Source organism: Salinigranum salinum (genome assembly GCF_009176545.1).
In the GTDB taxonomy this organism is placed as follows: domain Archaea; phylum Halobacteriota; class Halobacteria; order Halobacteriales; family Haloferacaceae; genus Salinigranum; species Salinigranum salinum.
Genome location: NZ_VTOJ01000002.1, coordinates 1 through 24551, shown reverse-complemented (window position 1 = coordinate 24551; position 24551 = coordinate 1). Strand labels below are relative to the sequence as shown.

The window sequence follows — 24551 nt, the reverse complement described above, 5'->3', positions numbered from 1 at the left end:
GGGTCCTCGGTAGTTCCTCAGTAGTTCGCGATGGACTCTTTGAGCGTGTCAGCCGAGATAGTAAACTCCTCCTGGAAGCCGTCCGGGCCGACCGTCGAGACGCCGACGTTCCCCCAGACGTTGCCGAAGTCGGTGAAGTCCACCGGCGTCACCGCACCCTCGTAGTTGATCTCCTCGCCGGCGTCGAGCGCCTCCTTGCCCTCGGCGAAGTTCGACACCGCGGTGCCGCCTTCGCGGGTGACCGGACCGATGCTCTGCTGGATGGCCTCGGGGGTGGCCTCTCCCGCGCGATGGGTCGCCAGCGCGAGGACGTTCGTCGCGTCGTACGAGGCGACACCCCAGGTGTGGACGTCCGCGTCACCCGCCTCTTGGAACGCCGGGAGGAAGTTGTCGTAGTTCGGTCCCTGGGTGCTGCCGGCGGCGATCCACGCGCCCTCCGCCTCCTCACCCACGGCGTCGATGAGGTCCGCGTCCATCAGGCCGTCTTCGAGGAGGAGCTGTCGACCGTAGCCCGCGTTCGACCAGTCGCGGATGACCGTCGTCGCGTCGTTGAGCGCGACCGCGAGCGCCCACGCGTCGAAGTCGGCCTGGAACAGCCGGTTCAGCGACGACTGGTACGAGGACTGACCCTCCGACACTTCGACGCGCTGGCTGACCGTGCCGCCGAGGTTCTCGAACGCCGCGATGAACGAGTCGGACCAGCTCCGTTCACCGGCGCTGGTGCCGTTGAGCACGCCGATCGTCGTGAAGTCGTTTTCCACCATGGCCTGCGCCGCGCCGGCGGTGTGGACCGTGTCGCCGATGACCGTCCGCCAGAGCCACTCGTCGTCGCTCAGGTCCTCGGGCGTTCCCATGTCGCCGCCTCTGGTGTCGAGGAACGTCGATCCGGGCCACGGGGAGATGATCGGTACCTCCAGTTCCTGGATGAAGTCCCACAGCGGGACGATCTCGCTCGAGAACAGCCCGTTGATCGCCGGCACCTGGTCGTTGTTGACGAGCTGGCGGACGACCTGACGCGCCTGCTGGGGGTTGACTGCCGTGTCCCGGCGGAGCAGCTCGAACTCGGCGTCCAGCGGGCCCCCGGCGTCGTTGATCTGCTGCGTCGCCACTTCGGACGACTGCGACACGGCCGGCTGGAGGAAGTCCCACTTCCCCGAGATACCCGCCGGCTGACCGAAGACGACCCTGTCGGGGCCCGACGACGTGGGCGTCCCCGTCGAGGTCTGACCGCCGCCGCTCTCGGTCATCTCGGTCGAACCGCCGCCGCTCGGCGTGTCGGTGGCGGTGGCCGTGGAGCCACCTCCCTCCGTTCCGGCGCAGCCGGCGAGGCTGGTGGCCAACATGGCGCTCGCGCCGGTGAGTTTCAAGAAACTCCGTCGGCTCGAATCGTTCGTGTTCGGAGTCGTATCCTTCTCGCTCATTGTTACTCGTTTGCAACGCTCATACCCCCATCTGATAAGTGTATCGGGAATATATGTCGAGTGTCGTCCGACTGAACGGATCGGGGGACAGAGCCGCCAACAGCCGGTCGGACGCCATCGTTCGACCAGGCCGCCGCCGACTCCCGACCCCAGTGTACACGGCTCCAGAGCGGCCCGACCGGGGGACCGACAGCCCCTCAGTCCAGAGTGAGGACGAGCTTACCGTACGCCTCCCGGTCGGCCATCGTCCGGAACGCCTCGGCGTACGCCTCGAGCGGGAACGTCTCCTGGACGACGGGCTCGACCGTGCCGTCCCAGACGTACCCCAGCGCCCGATCGAGGTCCGTCGCACTGTGTGCCGTACTCCCCATGACGTTCAGCTGCCGGACGAACACCAGCCTGATCTCGGTCGGCGGGGTGGGACCAGCCGTCGCACCCGAGGCGACCAGTCGCCCGCCGGGTCTGAGCGACCGCATCGACGGCACCCACGTCTCACCGCCGACGTTGTTGTACACCACGTCGACGCCGCGCTTGTCGGTGAGCTCCCAGACGCGCGCACTGAACTCCTCTTCCGTGTAGTCGACGACGTGGTCGACGCCGAGGTCGCGGAGGAACGCCGCCTTCTCCGCCGTGCTCGTCGTCGCGTACAGGGTGTCGACGTTGAGCACCTCGCGGGCGAGCTGGACGGCCATGTGGCCGACGCCACCCGTCGCGCCGACGACGAGCAACGATTCGTACGGTTCGAGGCCGGCGCGCGTCGCGAGCGCGCGCCAGGCCGTCCCGGTGACCATCGGTGCGGCCGCGGCGGTCTCGAAGGGGATCGAGTCGGGGACGGCGTGGAGGTTCGCGGCCGGGACGGCGGCGTACTCGGCGAACCCACCCTTCCGGTGTTCGCCGAACACCTCGTACTGCTCGCACATCGACTGCTCGCCCGCGCGGCAGAACCGACACTCCCCACAGGTGATCGTCGGGTCGACGACGACCCGATCTCCCGCCTGCCACCCGGTGACGCGGTCGCCGACGGCGGCGACCGTCCCGGCCATATCGCCGCCGCCCCAGAACGGATACTCGGGGATGTAGTGGTCGAGTTCGCGCACCGCGAACAGGTCCTGGTGGTTGAGCGCCGCCGCCCGGATCTCGACCAGCACCTCGTCGGGATCGATCTCGGGGACGGGGACGGTCAGGAGTTCGAACTGGTCGACGTCGCCGTGGTCGTGGAAGCCGACGGCCCGCATCGTCTCGGTCTCCGGTGTCACCATGTCGCGTCGTTTCGTGGGGGTGGGTCATAAGCGCAGACGCCCGGCCCAGGCACGAGGCTCGATATCACATACGAGAACAGCGATCGAACGCCGGTTTCGACGCAAAACGCAGATTCTCGGAGTAGACGGCTCTAGGTGCTCGAATAAAACGGTTTGAATTCGGCTTAACTGTGGCCAAATCGGGGCAAACTGGATTTCAGCGATGGTATACTTTAATAGATCGGGACTATCAGTAAAAGCTGAATGATGCGCAAGCAACTCGCGGTGTTCCTGGCGGCGGTGCTGGTGCTGACTGCCGTCGCACCGGCGGCCGTTAGCGCCCAGGAGACCACCGACAGCACGACCGACCTGACACTCAGTCTCGCACAGGACCCGGCGACGGGGAACGCCACGGTGACCGTCACGAACGGCTCCGACGCGGTGGCCGGGGCCACGGTGAACGTGACGGCGAGCGCGACGTACGACGGTGCGGGTCAGTACACGACCGACGCGAACGGGACGATCGAGCTCCCGAACCCGCCGCAGACGCTCGACGCGACGATCGAGGCGACCGACGGTGACAACGTGGTCACGGAGACGTTCACGCTCGTCCCCGTCAAGCAGTCGATCGACGTGGCGGTCACGTCGAACGACGACGGGACGGCCGTCGTCACCGTCACGCAGTACGGTGACGCGCTCGAGGGAGCGACCGCTAAAGTCGAGTCCGACGTGGCGTACGCGGGCAACGGCACGTACACCACCGACGCGGACGGGACGGTCGCCCTCCCCGAACCGACGGAGACGACCAACGTCGACGTGACCGTCACGTCGGGTGATCTCGAAGCGTTCGGTGAGGGCACCATCGAACCCATCGCGGAGTTCGAGGTCGCCCTCGCGGCGAACGACGACGGGACGGCGACCGTCACCGTGACGCGCGACGACGGGGCGGTCGAGGGCGCGAACGTCACCGTCTCATCCGACGTGGCGTACGCGGGCAACGGCACGTACACCACCGACGCGAACGGGACGGTCGCTCTCCCCGAACCGTCCGAGACGGTGAACGTGACCGTCACGGCCGACGACGGTGACGACGAGGCGACGACCGAGACGGGGCTGTCGCCGGTCGACACCGGTCTCGCGGTCGACGCGGTCCAGAACGACGACGGGACGGCCGTCGTCACGGTCACCGACGACGGCGCCGCCGTCGACAACGCGACGGTGAACGTCACCTCCGACGTGGCGTACGCGGGCAACGGCAGCTACACCACCGGCACGAACGGCACCGTCGACCTCCCCAACCCCGAGGAGAACGTGACGATCACCGTCACCGCGATCAACGGGACCGAGGAGGCGACGACGACTGCCGCGCTCGAAGCCGTCGAGAACGGCGGCTTCAAGAACTTCGGCCTGTGGATCTCCTCCTACGTCCAGCAGCTCAAGACGGAGGGGTACCACGGAGCCGAGTTCGGCCAGGCGGTCTCCGAGTTCGCGACCGAGAACAACCCCGGTGCGGACAACAGGCCTGACCACGCGGGGCCGAAGGACGACGAGAGTGAGGAAGACGCCGAGGCGGCCGAGGAGGACGACAAGCGCGGTCCGCCCGAGCACGCGAAGAAGAACAAGGGCAAGCCCGGTGCCGAGGACGGCGACGAAGCCGAAGACGGTGAGGACGCAGAAGACGGTGACGAAGCCGAAGACGGTGAGGACGCAGAAGACGGTGACGAAGCCGAAGACGGCGAGGACACCGACTGCGACGTCGAAGACGGCGACGAGTGTGAGGACGGCTCCACCGACGCCACGGACGACGAGGACGAGGACGACGCGCCCGGCAACAGTGGAAACAAGGGTGGCAACGGCAACGGCGGCGGCAACGGCAACGGTCGCGGGAAGTAACGCGGGACTGTCGCGGAACTGTTTTTCACCCACACTCGGCTTCCCGACCACCCGGCGGTGAGCCGATGGCGGACGTCTCCGTTCGAGTGTCGAGTCGGGACGCCACTCGACCCACCGTGCGCCGTTCAACCGTCGGGCGGGTGAGAGGGGACGCCGCCGTCACCGGGCCTGCGATCGTCCGACGCTGATGACCGCGTACGTGTAATCGCTCGATCTCGCTCCCAGTGGTCCACTCTCGGGACCGGCGGTCCACTCGCGACGCCAGTCAGTCGTCGGACGCCGCGAGTACGACCGCGGGAAGCCCCGCACGGGCGGCGACGTGCTCGGTCGAGACGTCGAACCAGCGGAGCGCGAGCCGCGCACCACGCCGCACCGCGGACCGGGTCGTGTCGGTGCCCGGCAGCCACGGATCCACGCTCGCCGACGCCGGCCGTGCCCCCTCGTTGTAGATGGAGACGGCGGCCAGCGAGAGCAGCGCCGCCGGGAGGACCGCCGCCGAAGGGTCGTCCGCGTCGGCGTCGGCCTCGATCGCGGCGAGACGGCTGCCGTGATCGACGTCGACCTCGATCGTCGCAGGTCGGTCGCCGTGGTCGCCGCCGTCGAGAGTGCGTGCCTCCCGACGGGCGACGTCGAGCGTCCCCGCGAGAGCGAAGTACCGACGGGCGTCGACGTCGTCGACTAGCGCGCGTTCGAGCGCGCCCCGCTGGACGAGCCGGAGGGGATCACCCGTCATGCGGCCCTCCGGGGGATCGATCCGACGCCGGATCGCCGTGTGGTTTGTCGACCGCCGCGGTTTCCGGCGGCGAGAGGGTGTGGTCGACGACCGTTCCGTCGGGTCGCAGCGTGACCGTCCCGAGCGTGACCGTCTCACCCGTCGACGCCGACGTCGCGACCGCCCGCAGCGTCGGCTCCTGCTCGAGGTGGGTCCAGACGACGCGCTCGACGAGCCCCTGGAACGCCTCGGGATCCGTCCACCCCGAGTCGATCGACGAGGGGACGTGGACGACGAACTGGAGCTCCGCCTCGGTGACGTGGATCCCGACGCCGAAGGTGTCGGCGGGCGTGTCCTGCTCGTTCGCGGTGTCGACATGGTCCCCGTCGGTATCGTCCTCGATCCCCGCGTCGAGGTCCGTCTCGTCCATGCACAATGGTCGATCTGCACGGCTGAAATACGTCGCGATCCCCTGGTCCTAACCGGACGCGACGCCACAGGCCGTGACCGGGTCGTGGGCGCCGTCGAACTCCTCGAATCGGTCGATCCGGGCCGACCCTTGCGCGCTCCCCACGTGCGATACGGAATACCCCCAGAGTGGATCGAACAGACTGGTGTTCTGTTATTCCGTTCTCTCCGAACTGGTAGACGCCTTCTCGATCAACCACCAGAGGGGAAATACACTCACAAGGAGTCCGACTATACTAGCGATGGAACCAACAGTGTCGAGTCTCGCCTTCCCTAGGAACGGGAGGTTCATGTATAGCCCCTCCTCGTCCTCTTGGGTTCCGTCGTCACCATCGTTCCCATCGTTCCCACCGTTCCCATCGTCCCCACCTTGTCCACCTCCGTCTCGAGTCGTGGTCGTGGTGAATCGGTCCGTAGAAGTGGGTGTACAACCGCCGGGAGTGTCGCAGGGGTCACCGGTCTTCGACAGAGCGATCAGTCGGCTGTTCGATTTATCGAAACCAAATATCAGTTCGTCTTTTCCTCTAATATACCACAACTTGAACGGCAGTTCGGCGTCCAGTTCACCGAAACTGAGTCTCGAATTCGGATGAGTCAGGGATTGAATCGTTGTCCCCGAACTAGTCTTTTTCGAGAGGAACGTGCGCTCTGGTTCCGTATGGATCCCTTTTGGATACAGTTTCCCTTGCAGTGGCTGAACTTCTTCGTAAGTCCCGTGAGATCGAACCGTGATACCGCCGGAATCACGGTTATCGTAGATCACAAAGTCGTTATTCATACCGACGGACATGGCGTTTTTCGTGTATTGTCGGAATCGACTCTCTCCGATGGAGGTGTTCACGACGGTTATCACTGAATCACTAACAGAACGGCGTCCTGCGAGAGAATTTCTGAAGCCGTGGATAGCGACGTAGTCTTCAGACTGTGCGACAGAGTGGAGATCGTATCCCTTCCGGTACGACCCGAGAGCACCGTTGTTATTACTCGGTTCATCAACTGGTAGGCCGTTATCTGTAGACAGAATGTTCACTACGTTGCCGTTGTCCTCGCTTCCGCTGACCAACAGACCTCGATTCGTCCAGACCACGGGGGGACCGAAATTCCCGGACTCGCTCCTCCATCGCTCTAACCTCGTTTGTTCCCTCCAACTGTCGAGAGTCTCTCCCTCCGGAGGGAGATCAAATAGTCTCACTAATTTGTCTGTTCCAACACAGATACTCCCGTCTTTGGTATCCACTCCGGAGAGTTTACCCGATAACGGAAGACTCAGTCTGTCACCGTCCCGCTGTTTGTTTATAAACTGAACCCTGTTGTCTTCCGTAATCGCCATTATATATCGATCCGTCTGTGCTAATCCACCATACCGTACGCCGCTATCTACGTTTAGCTCCCATTTTTGCTCTCCTGTCGTGGTCTCCAGAGCGCGTATCCGTCCATCACTGTTGCCGGTAAGAACGCTCTCCGCTCCGATCGAATACTTACGTAACTCTCCTCCGATCGGAACACTCCAAACAACCGGAGATCGGGATTGAGCCTGTGCCTCACCGGTCATGACACTGGCACCAGCAGTCCCAGTAATACCGGCCGTGTATTTCAAGAACTGCCGGCGGTTGGTCTGTGGCATATTGTCGGGGCTGGGGGGAGTGGTTTGGGGAACTGACCCGGCTATCTGGTTAGACGGTTGACTACTAGTAAACAATCAAACGTATGTATTTTTTGGGGTACTACTGGTCAGTACGGACAAAATTCCGGGTAGTTGTGGAAAGATAGTATTATTGGTGCACAGACACTCCCGTATCGGATACCGTGTGGAGATCTGTTATTGCCGGACAGGAACGTTCGTCAAGACGTACTCGGTAATCCCGGCCTGAGGTCGATCTCTCAGACGGTGGCGGGCAGTGGCTATACGACCACGTCCAGTACCTGCTCGACGATCTCCACGATCGAGGAGAGGTGCTCGATTCGGTCCGTGGGCGGGTGACCGCGGCGGACGTGCAGGTCGTCGGCAGTCTCGCCCGGGGCGAACCAGTTCGGGAGATTCAGCGGTACGTCGACGACGCTGGCATCGACCTCGTCCTCACGAGCACGCACGGACGGGGCTCGAACGACGCCTGCTCGGAAGTGCCACGGAGCACGTGGTCCGGTCCTGATCGAGGTGCGTCAAGACGACGCGCTCGACGAGTTCTTGGAACGCCTCGGGGTCGGTCCACCCGGAGTCGATCGACGAGGGGATGTGGACGACGAACTGGAGCTCCCGCGCGGTGACGTGAACGCCGACGCCGAAGGTGTCAGCCGCGGCGTGGTCCTCCAAACCGGCCCCGGACCTCGATGTCGGCGTCCTCCCCGGGGCTGGCGCCAGGGTCAGCGTCGTCCATGAGCCAGGCCAGGCGTGTCAGGATGAGATGTGCCGCAATCCGCGGTGCGTGTCACGTCACGGCGTGGCAATACGCCGTCGAACGGGACCCCTTTAGTCCGAGGATCGGAGACGGGTGGGTAATGAGCTATCGGATCGGCCTGGTCGGCAAGCCCTCGGTGGGCAAATCGACGTTCTTCAACGCGGCGACGATGAACGACGTCCCCGAGGGGGCCTACCCCTTCACGACGATCGATCCCGCCGTCGGCGAGGCGTACGTCCGCGTTCCGTGTGCCGCGCCCGAGTTCGACGAGCAGTGTACTCCGTCGGTCGGTTTCTGCGACGACGGCACGCGGTTCGTTCCCGTGAAACTGGTCGACGTGGCCGGGTTGATCCCCGGTGCGCACGAGGGGAAGGGGCTGGGCAACCAGTTCCTCACCGACCTCAACGAGGCGGACGTCCTGCTCCACGTCGTCGACTTCTCCGGCGAGACTGACCACGAGGGCGAGCCCACGGCGGGCCACGACCCGCGCGAGGACATCGACTTCCTCGAGCGGGAGCTCGACCAGTGGTATCTCGACGTGCTCGAGAAGGGGATCGAACGGTACGAGTCGGGCTACCACGGGAAGGCGGGCGACGTGGAGGCGGATCTCGCCACGCAGATGGACGCGTTCCGCACCTCCGAGGAGGAGATCAAACAGGTCATCCTGGGCCTCGGTCTCGACCTCGACCCGGACAGCTGGTCCGGGGAGGAGACGCTCGCCATCGCTCGCGAGCTCCGTCTGCGGACGAAGCCGATGGTGATCGTCGCGAACAAGATGGACACGCCGGCGGCACAGGACAACTACGACGAGATCGTCGACGACCCCGCGTACGACCACCTGACCGTCGTGCCCGCGTCCGCCCACGCGGAGAAGGCGCTGAAACGGGGGGCCGAGGCTGGCGTCGTCGACTACCGGGCCGGTGACGAAACGTTCGAGATCGTCGGTGACCCCTCGGCGGACCAGCGCGCCGGACTGGAACAGGTCCGCGAGTTCGTCGACGACTACGGCGGAACTGGCGTCCAGTCGGCACTCGAGACGGCGCTGTTCGACGAACTCGGGGCACTGGCGGTGTTCCCGGGGAGCGCGAACGGTCGAGCCGACAGCCAGGGCGTCTTCCGCGACTGCTTCATCCTCCCCGAGGGTGCGACGACCGAAGCGTTCGCGTCCCACATACACTCGGACCTCGGCGACGGCCTCCTCCACGGCATCGACTGTCGCTCGGGCTGTCAGATCGGCGGCGACCACGAACTCGACCACCGCGACGTCGTCGAACTCGTCACGACCAGCTGAGCGGTCGCCGCCGCTGTCGCGCGATCGCCGGGTCGGACCGGATCGAGCGTTCTCACCACACTGGAATCGCGTGCCGGTTATTCCCCCGGCCGCGTCGTAGTCGGAGGCGGTGAACGACGATGTACGACAGGATCCTCCTCCCGACGGACGGCAGTCCGGGCGCCGAGCGCGCGATCAGACACGCGGTCGACCTCGCTGGGCGGTACGACGCGACGCTCCACGCGCTGTCGGTCGTCGACGGTGGCGGGAGTCCCATCGTGGGCGGCGAGGACGTCGAGGACGAACTCACGGCACGGGGAGCGCGTGCCCTCGGAACGGTCCGCGAGCGAGCGGCCAGGGCGGACGTACCGGTCGTCGGCGATCTCGCCTGGGGCGAACCCGCCCGGGAGATCCAGCGGTACGTCGACGACGCCGGTATCGACCTCGTCGTCATGGGCACGCGCGGCCGGACGGGACTCGAACGACGCCTGCTCGGGAGCGTCACGGAGCGCGTGGTCCGATCCGTCGGGGTGCCGGTCCTGACGGTCGGATTCCACGCCGACGCCGACGCCGTCACCACCGAAGCGGCGGCGCGTGACGTCGCCCACGAGGCCGTACTCGCGGAGTGTGACGCGGAGACGGTCGACCTCGATCCGGGCGCGTACCGCGAACAGGGGACGTGGGTGTTCGAGGGCACAGTCCAGAGTCGGCACGTGACGGTGTACGTCGACCGCGCGACGGGCGACCCGCACGTCGTCACGGCTCCGACGAACTGAGTCGCGAGCGACGACCGGTGCGAGTCGCGTCGCTCACTCGCTGCTCGCGTCCGCGACCGCTTCGACCGCCGCCAGCAGATCCGAGAGCGCCCGCGTCGCGCTTTCCTCCTTGACGGCGTCGCGGCCACCGTCGAGGACGTACCGCTCCGCGCGCGTGAACGAGTCGTCGGAGCCCCACGGTGCGGCGTAGGCGACGCCGACGAAGACCAGTCCGACCGGTTTTTGCGCAGTGCCGCCCGTCGGCCCGGCGATGCCGGTGGTCGAGACGCCCCAGGTCGTCCCGGCGGTGTCTCGCACGCCCCCCGCCATCTCGCGGGCGACGGGTGCCGAGACGGCACCGTGTGCGTCGAGCGACTCCCGCGACACCGCGAGTTCCTCCAGTTTGGCGTCGTTCGAGTACGTCACGACCGCGCGGTCGAAGTAGTCGCTCGACCTGGGCACGTCCGTGAGTCGTGAACCGACGAGGCCGCCGGTGAGCGACTCCGCGACCGCGACCGTCTGACCGCGGGCTCGCAGGGCGTCGCCGACGCGGGCCTCGACTGGGGTGTCGGTCATGGCGGTAGCTCCGGGCGGTCGTCGCTTCAATCCGGCGACGACCCTCAGGGTGTCGTCACGCTTCGACTGAGGCACCCGGTGATGGGTCGAACAGCCACAGGCGGTGTGTGTCGAGCCCCGCGCCACGTGTGCCCCGAACGTCGACAGCGATCGACACCGTCGTCGAGAGGGGGGTGAGTCCGTGGTCGCACGGAACCGCCGTCCGAGTCGACGCCCGTCGGCACACGAGAACGCGTTCGATGGTGCCGTCGGGGTCACCAGCCGACCACGCCCGCGATCGCCGACACCCGAACGTGTTTGGGACCTGCCCGACCGATTCCCGCTCGCTGGAACGTCACCCGAACCGGTTCGTCCAAAACTACGGAGTGAAGAGGGGTCGTAGCTTCGAACGTGATGACCGACCTCACCAGACGCGACACGCTCCGGACGGTTGGCCTGGCCACGCTCGGACTCGCGTCGCTCGCCGGCTGTGCCGGCAGCGCCGGAGAGGGTGACACGGGCGACGGTTCGGGTTCGGGTTCCGGTGGATCGAGCGGCTCTACCGCCCACGAGACCGTGACCCCGACCGGCACGCCCGCGGACTCGGACGGTGGCTCCGGGTCTGGCTCCGACGACGGTTCCGACGCAGACGACGGTTCCGACGCAGACGGATCGGACTCCGGCGAGTCCGGGACAACCCCCGGTGAGGTGTCGGGGTACCTGTCCGACGTGGGCAACTTCTCCGGTGTGGTCGACGAGACCGGACGTGGCAGCGTAACCGTGACCGTCGGGGCTGACGGCAACGGCGGCAACCTCGCGTTCGACCCGGCTGCGGTCCGCGTCTCGGCCGGAACCGAAGTGACGTGGAAGTGGAACGGCTTGGGCGGGTCGCACAACGTCGTCGCCGAGGACGGCTCCTTCGAGAGCGAACTGACGACCGACGAGGGACACACCTTCTCGCACACCTTCGAGGAGAGCGGGGCGTACACGTACTACTGTCAGCCCCACAGGGCCCTCGGTATGAAGGGCGCGGTCGTCGTCGAGTGACGAGGTCCCACCGGAAGCCTCGACGACACACCCATCACGTGACACCCGGCGAGCCGTGCTGCGCCGACGCCTCGCACTGTACTGGTCGCTGGTGAAGCTGCCCGTCTCGCCCTGCGCTACCTGACCGACACCGCGGCGCTCGTGGCGACGAGTGAGGGAACGACCGCCCCTGCTCGCGGCCGTTCGTCGTCCGTCGTGAAGGCGCGCGTCGGGCAGAGAGGGTAGTCGAACTGACTCGCCGTTCCCACCGGTCGACGACGAGAGCCGGTCGGACACCACCCACGTCAACGCTTATTTATGATGTTTGCGAAACATACCCCGGCAATGGTCAGTGCTAACATATTACGATCGATGTACGACGACATGGTGACCGCGCGCTACTACGAAGAGCGCCTCCAGGAGGAGTACCTCGAGGGGAAACAGCCGGCGTTCGACATCAGCGCGGGGCCGATCCCGGGTGAGCTCCACCTCGCCGCGGGCCACGAGGCGTCCGGTGCGGGGGTGTGTGCGCACCTCCGCGACGACGACACCGTCACGGCACCACACCGCCCGCATCACATCGCCATCGCGAAGGGGGTCGACCTGAAGCGGATGACCGCCGAGATCTTCGGCCGAGCGACGGGGCTCTCGAAGGGGAAGGGCGGCCATATGCACCTGTTCGACCCGGACGTGAACTTCGCCTGCTCGGGCATCATCGCCGAGGGCTGTCCCCCAGCGGTCGGGGCGGCGATGGCGGCGAAGAAGCGCAACACGGACAGCGTCGCCGTCGCCTTCTTGGGAGAGGGCGCGGTCGACCAGGGCGGCTTCTTCGAGTCGCTCAACCTCGCCGCGGTCCACGACCTCCCCGTCGTCTTCGTCGTCGAGGACAACGACTGGGCCATCTCGATGCCCATCGAGCGGGTGACCGACGTCGAGAACTCCGCAGAGCGCGCCGGCGGCTTCGACCTCCCCGGGGTTCGCGTCGACCACGACGACGCGGTCGCCGTCTACGAGGCCGCCGAGGAGGCCGTGATGCGCGCCCGCGACGGTAACGGTCCTACGCTGCTCGATATCCAGGTTCACCGACGGATGGGTCACTTCATGGGCGACGCGGAGGCGTACCGTCCCGACGAGGACGTCGCGGCCCACAAAGCGCGCGACTCGATCGAGCGACTCGCCGCGACGCTCCGCGACCACGGCGTGACCGACGACGACCTCGCGTCGATCCGGGAGACCACGGAGGAACGCGTCGACGACGCCATCGCGTGGGCGAAAGACCAGCCCGAACCCGACCCGTCCGAGGCGTACGAGGACGTGTTCACGAACTCGCTGTCGGGGGCGGTCGAGGGGGGTGACGGCCGATGAGCACCGGCGTCGACCGCGAGTCGGACCGCGAACTCACCATGAGCCGGGCAGCGGTCGAGGCGATCGCGTCGGAGATGCGTGCGAGCGACGACGTGTTCGTCATGGGCGAGGACGTCGCCGACTACGGCGGCATCTTCGACAGCACACAGGGCCTCCTGGAGGAGTTCGGCCGCGACCGCGTCATGGACGTCCCTATCTCGGAGACGGCGTTCATCGGGGCGGGCGTCGGCGCGGCCCAGTCGGGGATGCGCCCGATCGTCGAGCTGATGTTCGTCGACTTCTTCGGCGTCGCGATGGACCAGATCTACAACCAGATGGCGAAGAACACCTACATGTCAGGTGGGAGTTTCTCCGTGCCGATGGTGCTCATGACCGCCGTCGGCGGGACGTACAACGACGCGGCCCAGCACTCCCAGACGCTGTACGGTACGTTCGCCCACCTCCCCGGGATGAAGGTCGTGGTCCCTTCGACGGCGTACGACGCCAAGGGGCTGATGCACAACGCCATCCGCGACGACGACCCCGTCGTCTACATGTTCCACAAGCGTCTGCAGGGGCTCGGCTGGATGCCCGCACCCTCTGGACCGAAGACGGGCGTCCCCGAGGACGACTACCTGATCCCGTTCGGCGAGGCGGACGTCAAGCGCACCGGCGAAGACGCCACCGTCGTCACCCTGGGACTGCACGTCCACCGGGCGCTCGAGGCGGCCGAGAACCTCGTGGGCGAGGCCGACGTGGAGGTGATCGACCTCCGGACGCTGACGCCGCTGGACACCGACACCGTCGTCGAGTCGGTGCAGAAGACGGGCCGGCTCGTCGTCGTCGACGAGGACTACCGCTCGTTCGGCGTCACCGGCGAGATCGTCGCCCAGGCCGCAGAGGGCGCGCTCGACAGCCTCCGCGCCGTCGAGCGGGTGGCGGTCCCCGATGTACCGATCCCGTACGCTCGACCCCTCGAACAGGAGGTCAACCCGGACGTCGCCGACATCGAAGCCGCCGTCCGGGCGACGCAGTGATGAGTGGGGACGAAAAGGCGAGCGCGGGCGACGACGACCGCGTCCCGATCGAGACGGGGGCGGTGTGGCCAGCGGACGCCGCCGACGTCGAGGAGGGGTACGTCGTCAACTGGTTCGCCCGCGAGGGCCGGTCGCTCGACGCGGGCGAGACGGTCTGTGAGATCCAGATCGAGAAGGTCAGCGTCGACGTCCCCACACCGGTGGCCGGAACCCTCGTCGACATCGTCGTCGCCGAGGGGGACGTCTGCGGGCAGAACGAGACGCTGGGCTGGATCCAGCCGGGGTAGCGAGTCTCGCACGGTCGCGTCCTCCGAGTCCTCGCCGATCCCGAGAGTTCCCGTCCACTCCCACACGTTTATCATATCGGCCTCTGCACCGGAGGTATGGTTTCAACGGGCGAACTGGAGATCTTCCGGCACTCGCTGAAGAGCGTGGTCGAGGAGATGGGCGTCACGCTCCAGCGGACGGCGTACTCGACCAACATCAAGATCCGGCGCGATCACACGTGTGCGCTGTTCGACTCCCGGCTCCGGCACGTGGCTCAGCACGACCTCGCACCGCAGCACATCGGCTCGCTCGTCTCCGTCGTCCCGCGGAACGTCAGGGCGCTCGAACGCGACCTCGAACCCGGCGACGGCATCCTGATCAACGACCCGTACAAGGGCGCGGTCCACCTGCCGGACGTGATGCTCATCTCGCCGCTGTTCTTCAAGGACGAGATCGTCGGCTACGCGGCCAACTCGGCCCACCACGTCGACATCGGCGGGGGGACTCCCGGCGGCATCCCGAACGACTCGACCGAGCTGTACGCCGAGGGAGTCGTCATCCCCGGGATCCACGCCGTCTCCGACTGGGCGTACGACGACCGGGTGCTCTCGTTTCTCCTCCGAAACGTCCGCGAACCCGAGATGCGCCGGGGCGATTACCAGGCGCAACTGGGCGCGAACCGGATCGGCGAGGAACGGTTCACCGAGCTCTGCGACCGGTACGGGCTCGACACGGTGAACGAGAACCTCGATGCCCTGCTGGACTACACGGAGCGACGCGTCCGGGCGGCCATCACCGACCTCCCGGACGGCACCTACGTCGCCACGGACGAGATGGACGGCGACGGCCTCACCGACGATCCCGTCCGGCTCGAACTGGCGATCGAGGTCGACGGCGACGAGATCACGCTCGACTTCACGGGGACCGCCGGGCAGAACCGTGGCCCGCTCAACTGCACACCGGCGATGGCGTTCGCCGGCGCGATGTCGGTCGTGATGGCGTTCATCGGCGGCGACCTCCCGAAGAACGACGGCTTCTACCGCCCGCTGGAGACGATCACGCCGGAGGGGACGATGGTCAACCCGGCCGACGACGCGCCCGTCGCCGGTGGGTGGGAGATCGCGATGCGGGCGGGCGACCTCGTGACGAAGGCCCTCGCCGACGCGGTGCCCGAGGAGACGATCGCCGCGACGAAGGGGATCGTCTGCAACATCGCCTACGGCGGGCGTGATCCCCGCGACGACGAGAAGTACGTCTACTACGAGACGGTCGCCGGCGGCTACGGGGCACGCGCCGAGAAGGACGGCATGGACGCCGTCCAGACGCACTTCCAGAACACGGCCAACAGCCCGATCGAGGAACTGGAGTCGGAGATTCCGGTGTACGTCCGCCGGTACGAACTCGTCCGGGATTCGGAGGGTGCGGGTCGACAGCGCGGCGGCCTCGGCGTGCGGCGCGACTACGAGTTCTACGGTGAGGACGCGACGTTCTCGCTACTCACCGACCGGACCCGGTCGGCCCCGTGGGGGCTGTTCGGCGGGCACGCGGCCAGGGCCTCACGCTTTTTGCGCAATCCGGGAACCGACGAGGAGACGGTGCTCGCCTCCAAGTCGACGACCGCGCTCGACCCCGGCGAGATCGTGAGCGTGCAGACGCCGGGCGGTGGCGGCTACGGCGACCCTCTCGAACGAGCACCCGACGCCGTCGTCGAAGACGTCCGCGACGGGAAGGTCTCCGCGGCGAAGGCCCGCGACGTCTACGGGGTCGTCCTCGACGACGGCGACCTCGACGCGGCGGCGACCCGGGAGCGTCGGGAGGCGATTCGAGGCGACGCGCGGACGGACGGCGGCGACGATCGTGACGACCACGACGGCGACCGTGCAGACGCGGGCGACACCGACGCCCCGGTCGCCGGGGGTGACCGATGACCGTCCGGATCGGCGTCGACACCGGCGGGACGTTCACCGACGTGGTCCTGTACGACGACGAGTCGGGCACGATCCACACGACCAAGACGCCGTCGACGCCGCCCGACTTCGACCGGGGCGTCCTGACCGGGATCGAGAAGATCCTCGCCGAGACCGACACCGACCCCGCGGCCGTCGAGTTCCTGAGCCACGGGACGACGGTCGGCACCAACGCCGTCCTCGAGGGCGACATCCCGCCGATCGGACTGCTCACCAACGAGGGGCTGCAGGACGTGCTCGAGATCGGCGACCAGACGCGTCCGAAGCTCTACGACCTCCAGCAGGAGAAACCACCTGCGCTCGTCCCGCGGCGGCGACGCCTCGGCGTCCCCGGGCGCATCGGTCACGACGGCGAGGTGGTCGACCCGCTCGACGAGGCGGCCGCGCGGGCGGCGATCGACGACCTCGTCGACGCCGGCGCGGAGTCGATCGTCGTCTCGATGCTGTTCTCGTACCTCAACGACGACCACGAGCGGCGCGTCGGCGACCTCATCGAGGAGCGGACGGACCTCGAGTACGCCCTCTCCTCCGCGGTGTACCCCGAGACGCGCGAGTACGACCGGACCGTGACGACGGTGCTGAACGAGGCGGTGAAACGGAATATCGCCGACTACCTCGATCGGCTCGGCGGCGGGATCGAAGAGCGGGGGATCGACGTGCCGCTGAACGTGATGCACTCCGGCGGCGGCATCTTCAGCCCGGGACAGGCGACCCAGTTCGCGCTCCGGACGGTCCTCTCGGGGCCGGCCGCGGGGGCCGTCGCGGCCAGCTCCGTGAGCGCGGAACTCGGCTACCCCAACGCGATCGGGCTCGACATGGGCGGGACGAGCGCCGACGTGAGCATCGTCGAGAACGGCGAACTCGTCCGCTCGACCGAGGGCGAAATCAACGACCTCCCGATCAAGACGCCGCTCATCGACATCAACACGGTCGGTGCCGGCGGCGGCTCCATCGCGTGGCTCGACAGCGCCGGTGGCCTCCGCGTCGGCCCGCGGAGTGCGGGTGCGGACCCCGGCCCGATCTGTTACGGACGCGGCGGGACCGAGCCGACGGTCACGGACGCGAACCTCGTCCTCGGACGACTGACGCCCGAGGCGTTCGTCACGGGCGACATGGACCCCGTCGTCGACCGGACGCGCGAACGCTTCACCGAAGCCATCGCCGATCCGCTCGGCGTCTCGGTCGAATCCGCCGCGCTCGACGTCCTCAAGGTCGCGAACGCGAAGATGGCCCGCGAGATCCGACGGGTGACGGTCGAGCGGGGGCGCGACCCGACGGAGTTCGCCCTCCTCGCGTTCGGCGGAGCCGGCCCCATGCAGGCACCGGCGGTCGCGGCGCAGATGGACATCGACACGGTCATCCTGCCCCGGAACGCCGGCGTGCTCTCGGCACGTGGCCTCCTCCTGGCCGACGTGCGCGCCGACGAGTCACGGGCGTTCCGTGGCCAGCGGCTCGATCCGGACACGATGGAGGAGGGGTTCGCGGACCTCGAAGCGGTGCAGGCGGACCGCTTCGCCGAGATGGGGTTCGCGGCCGAGGAGGTCGCCCTCGAACGCGCGGTCGACGTGCGGTACGTCGGCCAGTCGTACGAACTGACGGTGCCGGCCGCGGGCACGCTCGACGACGAGGCGCTCGACGACGCGGTCGCGGCCTTTCACGACGCCCACGAGCGGCTCTACGGCTACGCGATGCCCGACGAGAGCGTCGAGGTCGTCACGCTCCGGGTGACCGGGCGGGTGCCGACCCCGCCCCTCGCGGACCGCCCCGACCGCGACGCGGGCGAGGCCCGCCGCGGCGAACGGGAGGTGTACTTCGAGGCGACCGGCTACGAACCCGCCGCGATCTGGTGGCGTCCGGCGCTCTCGCCGGGTGCGTCCGTCGACGGACCGGGGATCATCGAGGACAGGGGGAACACCGCCCTGTTACCGCCCGACGCGACCGCGACGGTCGCCGACGACGGATCGGTCCTCGTCGAGCGATGAGACGCCCGCGGTGACCGGCGAACGGTCACGACCACGACCCGAGGTCGCGGTTCGACGCGCTCTCGTGCGGTAGTGAGTGGAGGTCCCATGCTACTAGTGAGTAGACGTCCCGTACGGTGGCGAGTACCCGTCCCGCGCGACCATGGGACGTGAGCACACACCGTTATTACACCCCCTGCCGTTTGCGTAACGCAATGAGTACGGACGGGGTCACACCCGCGGAGTCGGAGACGGAACAGACGGGTGACTCGGCGGCGGGCGAGGCGTCGACGGGCAGTGCTGTCGGTGCCAGCGTCAGGCGCGTCGAGGACCGGCGGCTGATCACGGGAGCGGCCCGGTACACGGACGACCTGCCAGTCGCCGGCGCGGGGCACATGGCGGTCGTCCGGAGCCAGCACGCCCATGCTCGGATCGAATCCATCGACGTCACCGCCGCCGAGGCGATCGACGGCGTCGTCGCGGTCGTCACCGCGGAGACGATGGCCGAGAGCGACCTCCCCACGCCGACTCGCCTGCCGATCATCCCCGGTCCAGGGATCACGACCGCCGAACACCTCAACCGTCCCGTCATCGCCGACGGCGTCGTCCGTCACCAGGGCGAGCCGATCGCGGTCGTCGTCGCCGAGGACCGTTACGTCGCCCGCGACGCCGTCAGGGAGGTCGACGTCTCCTACGAACGGCTCGACACGGCCGTCACCGTCGAGGAATCGCTCGCCGGCGACGTGACGCTCCACGAGGGGACGCCCGACAACGTCGCCTTCGAGTGGGAGTACGACGACCACGAGGCGATGGACGATGTGTTCGCGGACGCGGCCCACACCGTTTCGGTCGAGATCGGCAACCAGCGCATCGTCCAGAACCCCATCGAACCACGGGGTGCTATCGCCGACTTCGACCCCGGGACCGGCTGGCTGAGCCTCAAGAGCACGACGCAGATCCCCCACAAACTCCGCCGGGATCTCGCGGCGACGCTCGGCTACCCCGAGTCGAAGATCGACGTGATCGCGCCGGAGATGGGCGGCGGGTTCGGCAGCCGGTGCGTCCCCTACCCCGAGGAGGCGCTCATCGCCTGGATCGCGATGCATCTCGAACGCCCGGTACGCTGGCAGGGAACCCGGACGGGGAACTACGCGAGCGACGTGCAGGGTCGCGGCGTCACGACGGAGGGGACGCTCGCGGTCGACGACGATGGCTCCTTCCTCGGGCTCCGCGTCGACCTCGTCGACGACATGGGGGCGTACCTCTCCGCGTTCGCCCCGGGGATCGCCATCACCTGTCTGAACGTGATGACGGGCCAGTACGACCTCCCGGCGGTCCACTACCACGTCCGCGGCGTGATGACGAACGCGACCCCCTCCGACGCGTACCGTGGCGTCATCGAGACCGAGCTGATCCACACGCTGGAACGACTGGTCGACAGAGCCGCGGCCGCGACCGGGATCGATCCCGCGGAGATTCGAAGGAAGAACTTCGTCCCGCCCGACCAGTTCCCGTACGAGACCGCCGCCGGCGGCTCGTACGACAGCGGCGACTACGAGCCGGCGCTCGACGAGGCGCTCGAACTCGTGGGGTACGACGACCTCCGCGAGCGGCAAGCACAGTTGCGGGAGCAAGGACGCTACCTCGGCATCGGCATCGGCGCGTGGATCGAGAAGTGTGGCTTCGGCTGCGGCGGCAACGTCGCCTCCTGGGAGTACAGCAACCTCCAGTGTCACCGCGACGGCGGCGTCACCGTTTTCGTCGGCACCTCGAACCACGGCCAGGGCCACGAGACGACGTACGCGCAGGTGGTCTCCGAGAAACTCGGCGTGCCGATCGAGGAGATCGAGGTCGTCGAGGACGACACCACCAGAGTGAGGGAGGGCGTCGGCACGTTCGCCAGTCGGTGTGCGATCACCGCGGGTGGCTCCATCGGCGAGAGCGCAGAGAAGGTCGTCGAGAAGGGGCGGCGGATCGCGGCCCACCGGCTCGAGGCCGCCGTTGAGGACGTCGAGTTCGAGCGCGGCGCGTTCTTCGTCAGCGGCGCACCCGATCGCTCGCTCACCATCCAGGAGGTGGCGGCGACGGCCAACGTCGGCTACGACCTCCCCGACGGAGTCGACGCCGGCCTGGAGGCGACGTCGTACTTCGACCCCGACGACTACTCGTTCCCGTTCGGCGTCCAGATCGCGGTCGTCGAGGTCGACCCCTCGACGGGGGAGGTGACGTTCGAGGACTTCGTCTCTGTCGACGACTGTGGCGTCCAGATCAACCCGAAGATCGTCGAGGGACAGGTCCACGGCGGGACCGCACAGGGGATCGGACAGGCGCTGTTCGAGGGGGCGATCTTCGACGACAACGGGACGCTCGTCAGCGGGTCGCACATGGACTACGCTGTCCCCAAATCCCACCACGTCCCGGACATGCGGACCGGGTTCACCGTGACGCCGTCGCCACGCAACCCCCTCGGCGTCAAGGGCGTCGGCGAGTCGGGAGCTGTCGGCGGGCTCGCGGCGACGGTCAACGCCGTCGAGGACGCGCTATCACCGTTCGGCGTGGGCGACCTGACGCCGCCGCTCACGGGCGAGACGATCTGGTCGGCGATCCGTGACGCACGGAACGACGAGCAGGCGAGCGACTGACTCTCGGTCGTCGTTGTGACCGATTCGCCGTCGTAACCGATTCGCCGTCGTGACCGATACTGCTTTGAGCGACCCGTCAGAGGGTACGTTCATCAGATGAAGATCGCCGTCTCGGACACCGTCGGTCCCGGTACAGAGATCAAAGCACAGGCCGAACTCGCCGCCGAACTCGGCTACGACTCCTTCTGGACGCAGGAGCTCATCGACACGAAAGACGGGATCACCACCGCGACGGCGCTCGGTGCCTGGGGGATCGACATCGACATCGTCGTCGGTCTGCCTAGCCCGTACACACGTCACCCGGCGATGATCGCGACCGAGGTCTGTTCGGTCGACGACTACTCCGGCGGTCGTGTGCGCGGGCTCGCCGTCGCGACGAGCGCTCCCGAGGTCGTCCAGAAGCTCGGGAAGTCGCTCGACCGCCCGATCAAGCGGATGAGCGAGACGCACGACATCCTGCGGTCGATCATCCAGACGGGACGGTGCGACTACGAGGGCGACATCTATACGATGAACAACTGGAAGCTCCGCAGCGAGTTTCACGACGACGTTCCCCTCTATCTCGCGGGGATGGGCCCGAAGATGCGCGAACTCGCCGCGGCGAAGTTCGACGGGCTATGGCTACCGTTCAACGCGACTGTCCCGTTCGTCGCCGACGTCGTCGAAGAGGGGACCCAGCAGCTGGAGGAGAAGTTCGACCGTGACCCGGACGAGTTCCTCTTCGCACTCAACATCCCCACGGCGGTCGTCGACGAGGAGTCGGAGCTGAGCGTCGACGAACAGATCCGCGACGTCCTGGAGTTCACGGCGTGGCACTGCTGCAGCGACCACATCAAGCCGCTCGTCAACCGGGCCGGCATCGACTACGACATCGAGGCGCTCCGCGAGGCCGTGCGCAGCAACGACTACGAGGCGATGAAGGAGATCGTCGACCGCGAGTTCCTCAACACCGTCGCCGCCGTCGGCTCGCCCGAGACCGTCCGGGACCGCTACCGCGAGTACGTCGACGCCGGCGTCAAGTGCCCGGTCATCTACAACTACGGGCCCGAAGAGGTCAAACTCCGCAACGTCGAGGCGCTCGCCCCCGAAACGTTCTGAACGGTCCGACCCGGTTCCGTCGCGCTGGTCGCGCCAGTCGTGACCGTCCTCCTCGCGTTCGTCGGCTCCTCCCGCCCGTCGACTCACTCCGCGGTCGTCCGTTCGAACAGCCCCTCGGCGGCGTTCCGGTCGATCTTGCCGACGTCCGTCTCCGGGAGCGTCTCGACGACGAGCAACCGCTCGGGCCGGCGGAAGACCGCGAGGCCGCGGTCCTCGAAGAACGCCGTCACCTCCGAGAGCGCGAGCGAGTCGACGCCGGCCCGGAGTTCGACGACCGCGCCGATCCGTTCGCCCAGCGTCTCGTCGGGAATCCCGACGACGGCGGCCTTGGTGATCTTCGGATGTTCGACGAGCACGTCCTCGATGGCCGGCGCGTACACCGTCTCTCCGGCCCGGTTGATCGTATCGTCGAGCCGGCCCCACACCTCGTGGTTCCCGTCGGCGCGGCGTGAGAAGACGTCGCCGGTGTAGAACCACCCCTCGTCGTCGAACGACTTCTCGTTCGCCGCGTCGTTCCGGAGGTAGCCGGTGAAGACGCCCGGACCCCTGACCACGAGTTCGCCCAGGTCGCCCTGCGGTACTGGCTGCCCCTCCTCGTCGAGGATCCGGAGTTCGTCGCCGGGGCCGATCGGTCGCCCGACGGTCGTCGCCTGTACCTCGAGCGGGTCGTCGGGCCGGCTGATGACCTGCGCGCCCTCGCCCATCCCGAAGACGTTGCAGAAGCCCGCTCCCCAGCGGTCGGCGACGCGCCGAACGAGGTCCGGCGGCACCTTCTGCCCGCCCGAACAGACCACCCGGAGCGTCGAGAGCGTCGCGTCGTCGCCCGCTTCGAGGAAGTCGATGAGCTGTTTCGGGATGAGCGTGATGACGTCACCGTCGACGCGGTCGACGAGCCCGATCAGCGGATCGGGCTTCAGCCTCGGTTCGACGGCGACGGTCGCGCCGGCCCAGAGCGCCGCACCAAACACGTAGCCGAACGCGAAACTGTGTGGCACCGGTAACCCCGCGACGAGCGTCCAGTCCGCGTCGACGCCCATCTCCGTCGCGATGTGCTCCCAGAGATAGACGTAGTCGTTGTGGGTCCGTGGAATCGCTTTCGGGAGCCCACTCGTCCCGCCAGAGAGCATGAACAAGCCGGGATTGCAGGGGTTGACGTCCGTCCCGACTGTCTCGTCGCCACGTTCGCGCATGGCCGCCAGATCGTGCCACCCGGTCGGTGGCTCGCTCTCGTCGGCCGTGATCGCGATCCGTGCGTCGAGGTGGTCGTAGTCGTCGACGATCCCGTCCACCAGGTCCACGTAGTCGAATCCGAGGTCGTAGCGGTCGCCGACCGTGACGACAGCCCGGGATTCGGTGAGGTCGACGATGTGTCGCAGTTCCTGTTCACGATGACGCGGGAGGACAAGCGCCGGGACGACGCCGAGCCGCGAACACGCGAGGAAGGCTTCGGCGAACTCCACACAGTTCGGCAACTGGAGGGTCACGAGGTCGTCGGTCCGCAAGCCGAGTTCGTCCCGAAAGGCACCGGCGAGTCGGCGGGAGTTCGCGGCGAGCTCCCCGTAGCTCAGCTCGCGCGTCGGTCCGATCACCGCCCGGCGGGACGGGCTCTCGTCGGCCACCCGGTCGACGACCGCGTGGAACGTGAGCCCCCGCCAGTGACCCTCGTCGACGTACCGCCGAATCCGGTCGTCCGGGAACGGCACGTATCCTTCGATGTCGGCAGTTGCGGTGTCGGGGCTACCGTCCATACCCTTCGAACTGGGAGGTCCGTTAAATAGATGGGCCAATCGCGGGGTCGGGCCGCCACGGGCGATCGGAGAGGTTCCTCTTCGGGTGGGAGTGTTTCGTCCGTAAACGACGTGGTCGCCGCGAGAGTCGGTTCGGCTGTCGTGCCCGCCACCTGCGACAGCGTTCGACGACGACAGTGGCCCGTCCGCCGTCGAACACCGCCCGCGTGCCACGTCCAGCCACGCCCCCACGCCGAGAGATCCACTCTCGCGCCGTGCGGTGATCCCTCTCTCCGACCTCTGTGTCATTCCGGACCGGAGCTCGCACGAATCCGAACCCGAGCTCGGATCTACAGTATGAGTGGTACGTGTGCGTACGGGACCGAGCCACGGCTACGACTGTGCGTATGAATATGAGTATGAAGTATGAGTGCGAGGCGGCGAATCAGTGTTCCCAGGGGCTCGCGCACCCCAGTACTCGCTGATACGCTGGCGAGCTTAACTTCCGTGTTCGGGATGGGTACGGGTGTTACCTCGCCGCTCTGGCCGCCTCAACGCCGACCGACGGAGTCGAACCGTCGTTCCGTCCAACGTCGGTCAAACCGAATCGAACCGAAACCCTACCGACCGAATCGGATCGGTCTGGTCGGGTCGGATCGTGTGTGCGTGCAATCCAGTTTGCGCCTGGACTCGGTTCGTCGAGTCACAGTGCGGGCCAACTCTGATTACGAGTATGGCTCGGTCTGTTAGTGCTCGCGGGCTGAACGACTCGTT

At 67.3% G+C, this 24551-nt stretch carries 20 protein-coding genes and 1 rRNA gene; 11 read left to right on the top strand and 10 right to left on the bottom strand.

What is annotated here, in order from left to right; all coding sequences use genetic code 11:
- Positions 1-17: 17 nt before the first annotated feature.
- Both FZP69_RS11785 and FZP69_RS11780 read right to left on the bottom strand, forming a co-directional pair.
- Positions 18-1421, bottom strand: coding sequence for an ABC transporter substrate-binding protein (locus FZP69_RS11785; protein WP_152041613.1), 1404 nt, complete (start codon positions 1419-1421; stop codon positions 18-20).
- Between the two features lie 197 nt (positions 1422-1618).
- On the bottom strand, positions 1619-2680 hold the full coding sequence (locus FZP69_RS11780; protein WP_152041612.1) for an alcohol dehydrogenase catalytic domain-containing protein: 1062 nt from the start codon (positions 2678-2680) through the stop codon (positions 1619-1621).
- Positions 2681-2926: 246 nt separating this feature from the next.
- Here FZP69_RS11780 and FZP69_RS11775 point away from each other — a divergent pair, with 246 nt between their 5' ends.
- Positions 2927-4552 (top strand): hypothetical protein, encoded by a 1626-nt coding sequence (locus tag FZP69_RS11775; protein WP_192918568.1) that lies wholly within the window; start codon positions 2927-2929, stop codon positions 4550-4552.
- Between the two features lie 265 nt (positions 4553-4817).
- Here FZP69_RS11775 and FZP69_RS11770 read toward each other — a convergent pair whose 3' ends face one another.
- The 5 genes from FZP69_RS11770 to FZP69_RS11750 form a co-directional block, all read right to left on the bottom strand.
- Positions 4818-5285: a hypothetical protein gene (locus FZP69_RS11770; RefSeq protein ID WP_152041610.1), complete on the bottom strand. Its 468-nt coding sequence runs from the start codon at positions 5283-5285 to the stop codon at positions 4818-4820.
- Entirely contained in the window at positions 5275-5694 is a 420-nt protein-coding gene (locus tag FZP69_RS11765; RefSeq protein WP_240137616.1) for a hypothetical protein, read from the bottom strand. Before FZP69_RS11765 ends, FZP69_RS11770 begins: the two co-directional genes overlap by 11 nt.
- 192 nt (positions 5695-5886) lie before the next feature.
- Positions 5887-7284 (bottom strand): hypothetical protein, encoded by a 1398-nt coding sequence (locus FZP69_RS11760; protein ID WP_192918567.1) that lies wholly within the window; start codon positions 7282-7284, stop codon positions 5887-5889.
- Between the two features lie 350 nt (positions 7285-7634).
- Entirely contained in the window at positions 7635-7823 is a 189-nt protein-coding gene (locus FZP69_RS11755; protein WP_152041608.1) for a hypothetical protein, read from the bottom strand.
- Positions 7810-8043 (bottom strand): hypothetical protein, encoded by a 234-nt coding sequence (locus tag FZP69_RS11750; RefSeq protein WP_152041607.1) that lies wholly within the window; start codon positions 8041-8043, stop codon positions 7810-7812. The genes FZP69_RS11755 and FZP69_RS11750 overlap by 14 nt, the downstream gene beginning before the upstream one ends.
- A gap of 185 nt (positions 8044-8228) precedes the next feature.
- Between FZP69_RS11750 and FZP69_RS11745 the strand changes: the two genes are divergently transcribed.
- Together FZP69_RS11745 and FZP69_RS11740 are read left to right on the top strand one after the other, a co-directional pair.
- The gene (locus tag FZP69_RS11745) at positions 8229-9419 is read left to right on the top strand and encodes a redox-regulated ATPase YchF (RefSeq protein ID WP_152041606.1); all 1191 of its coding nucleotides are present in this window, start codon (positions 8229-8231) and stop codon (positions 9417-9419) included.
- A 119-nt stretch (positions 9420-9538) separates the two neighbouring features.
- Positions 9539-10174 (top strand): universal stress protein, encoded by a 636-nt coding sequence (locus tag FZP69_RS11740; RefSeq protein ID WP_152041605.1) that lies wholly within the window; start codon positions 9539-9541, stop codon positions 10172-10174.
- A 33-nt stretch (positions 10175-10207) separates the two neighbouring features.
- Here FZP69_RS11740 and FZP69_RS11735 read toward each other — a convergent pair whose 3' ends face one another.
- Positions 10208-10729 carry a CinA family protein gene (locus tag FZP69_RS11735; RefSeq protein ID WP_152041604.1) on the bottom strand — a complete coding sequence of 174 codons (522 nt, stop codon included), beginning with the start codon at positions 10727-10729 and terminating at the stop codon, positions 10208-10210.
- A gap of 393 nt (positions 10730-11122) precedes the next feature.
- Between FZP69_RS11735 and FZP69_RS11730 the strand changes: the two genes are divergently transcribed.
- From FZP69_RS11730 to FZP69_RS11695, 8 genes are all read left to right on the top strand, one after another.
- Complete coding sequence (locus tag FZP69_RS11730; RefSeq protein ID WP_152041603.1) at positions 11123-11755, top strand: halocyanin domain-containing protein; 633 nt, start codon at positions 11123-11125, stop codon at positions 11753-11755.
- Positions 11756-12106: 351 nt separating this feature from the next.
- Complete coding sequence (locus FZP69_RS11725; RefSeq protein WP_152043371.1) at positions 12107-13099, top strand: thiamine pyrophosphate-dependent enzyme; 993 nt, start codon at positions 12107-12109, stop codon at positions 13097-13099.
- A complete protein-coding gene (locus FZP69_RS11720) occupies positions 13096-14115 on the top strand; it encodes an alpha-ketoacid dehydrogenase subunit beta (protein WP_152041602.1) in 1020 nt (339 codons plus the stop codon). The genes FZP69_RS11725 and FZP69_RS11720 overlap by 4 nt, the downstream gene beginning before the upstream one ends.
- A complete protein-coding gene (locus FZP69_RS11715) occupies positions 14115-14402 on the top strand; it encodes a lipoyl domain-containing protein (protein ID WP_152041601.1) in 288 nt (95 codons plus the stop codon). The genes FZP69_RS11720 and FZP69_RS11715 overlap by 1 nt, the downstream gene beginning before the upstream one ends.
- Before the next feature lie 96 nt (positions 14403-14498).
- Complete coding sequence (locus tag FZP69_RS11710) at positions 14499-16310, top strand: hydantoinase B/oxoprolinase family protein (protein WP_152041600.1); 1812 nt, start codon at positions 14499-14501, stop codon at positions 16308-16310.
- On the top strand, positions 16307-18331 hold the full coding sequence (locus FZP69_RS11705) for a hydantoinase/oxoprolinase family protein (protein WP_152041599.1): 2025 nt from the start codon (positions 16307-16309) through the stop codon (positions 18329-18331). The genes FZP69_RS11710 and FZP69_RS11705 overlap by 4 nt, the downstream gene beginning before the upstream one ends.
- 194 nt (positions 18332-18525) lie before the next feature.
- Positions 18526-20952, top strand: a complete 2427-nt coding sequence (locus FZP69_RS11700; RefSeq protein WP_152041598.1) for a xanthine dehydrogenase family protein molybdopterin-binding subunit — start codon at positions 18526-18528, stop codon at positions 20950-20952.
- 96 nt (positions 20953-21048) lie between these two features.
- Entirely contained in the window at positions 21049-22050 is a 1002-nt protein-coding gene (locus FZP69_RS11695) for an LLM class flavin-dependent oxidoreductase (RefSeq protein WP_152041597.1), read from the top strand.
- An 83-nt stretch (positions 22051-22133) separates the two neighbouring features.
- Here the strand turns inward: FZP69_RS11695 and FZP69_RS11690 are convergent, their stop codons facing one another.
- Together FZP69_RS11690 and rrf are read right to left on the bottom strand one after the other, a co-directional pair.
- On the bottom strand, positions 22134-23798 hold the full coding sequence (locus FZP69_RS11690) for a (2,3-dihydroxybenzoyl)adenylate synthase (protein WP_192918566.1): 1665 nt from the start codon (positions 23796-23798) through the stop codon (positions 22134-22136).
- Positions 23799-24209: 411 nt separating this feature from the next.
- A 5S ribosomal RNA gene (gene rrf, locus FZP69_RS11685) occupies positions 24210-24331 on the bottom strand.
- Positions 24332-24551 lie beyond the last annotated feature (220 nt).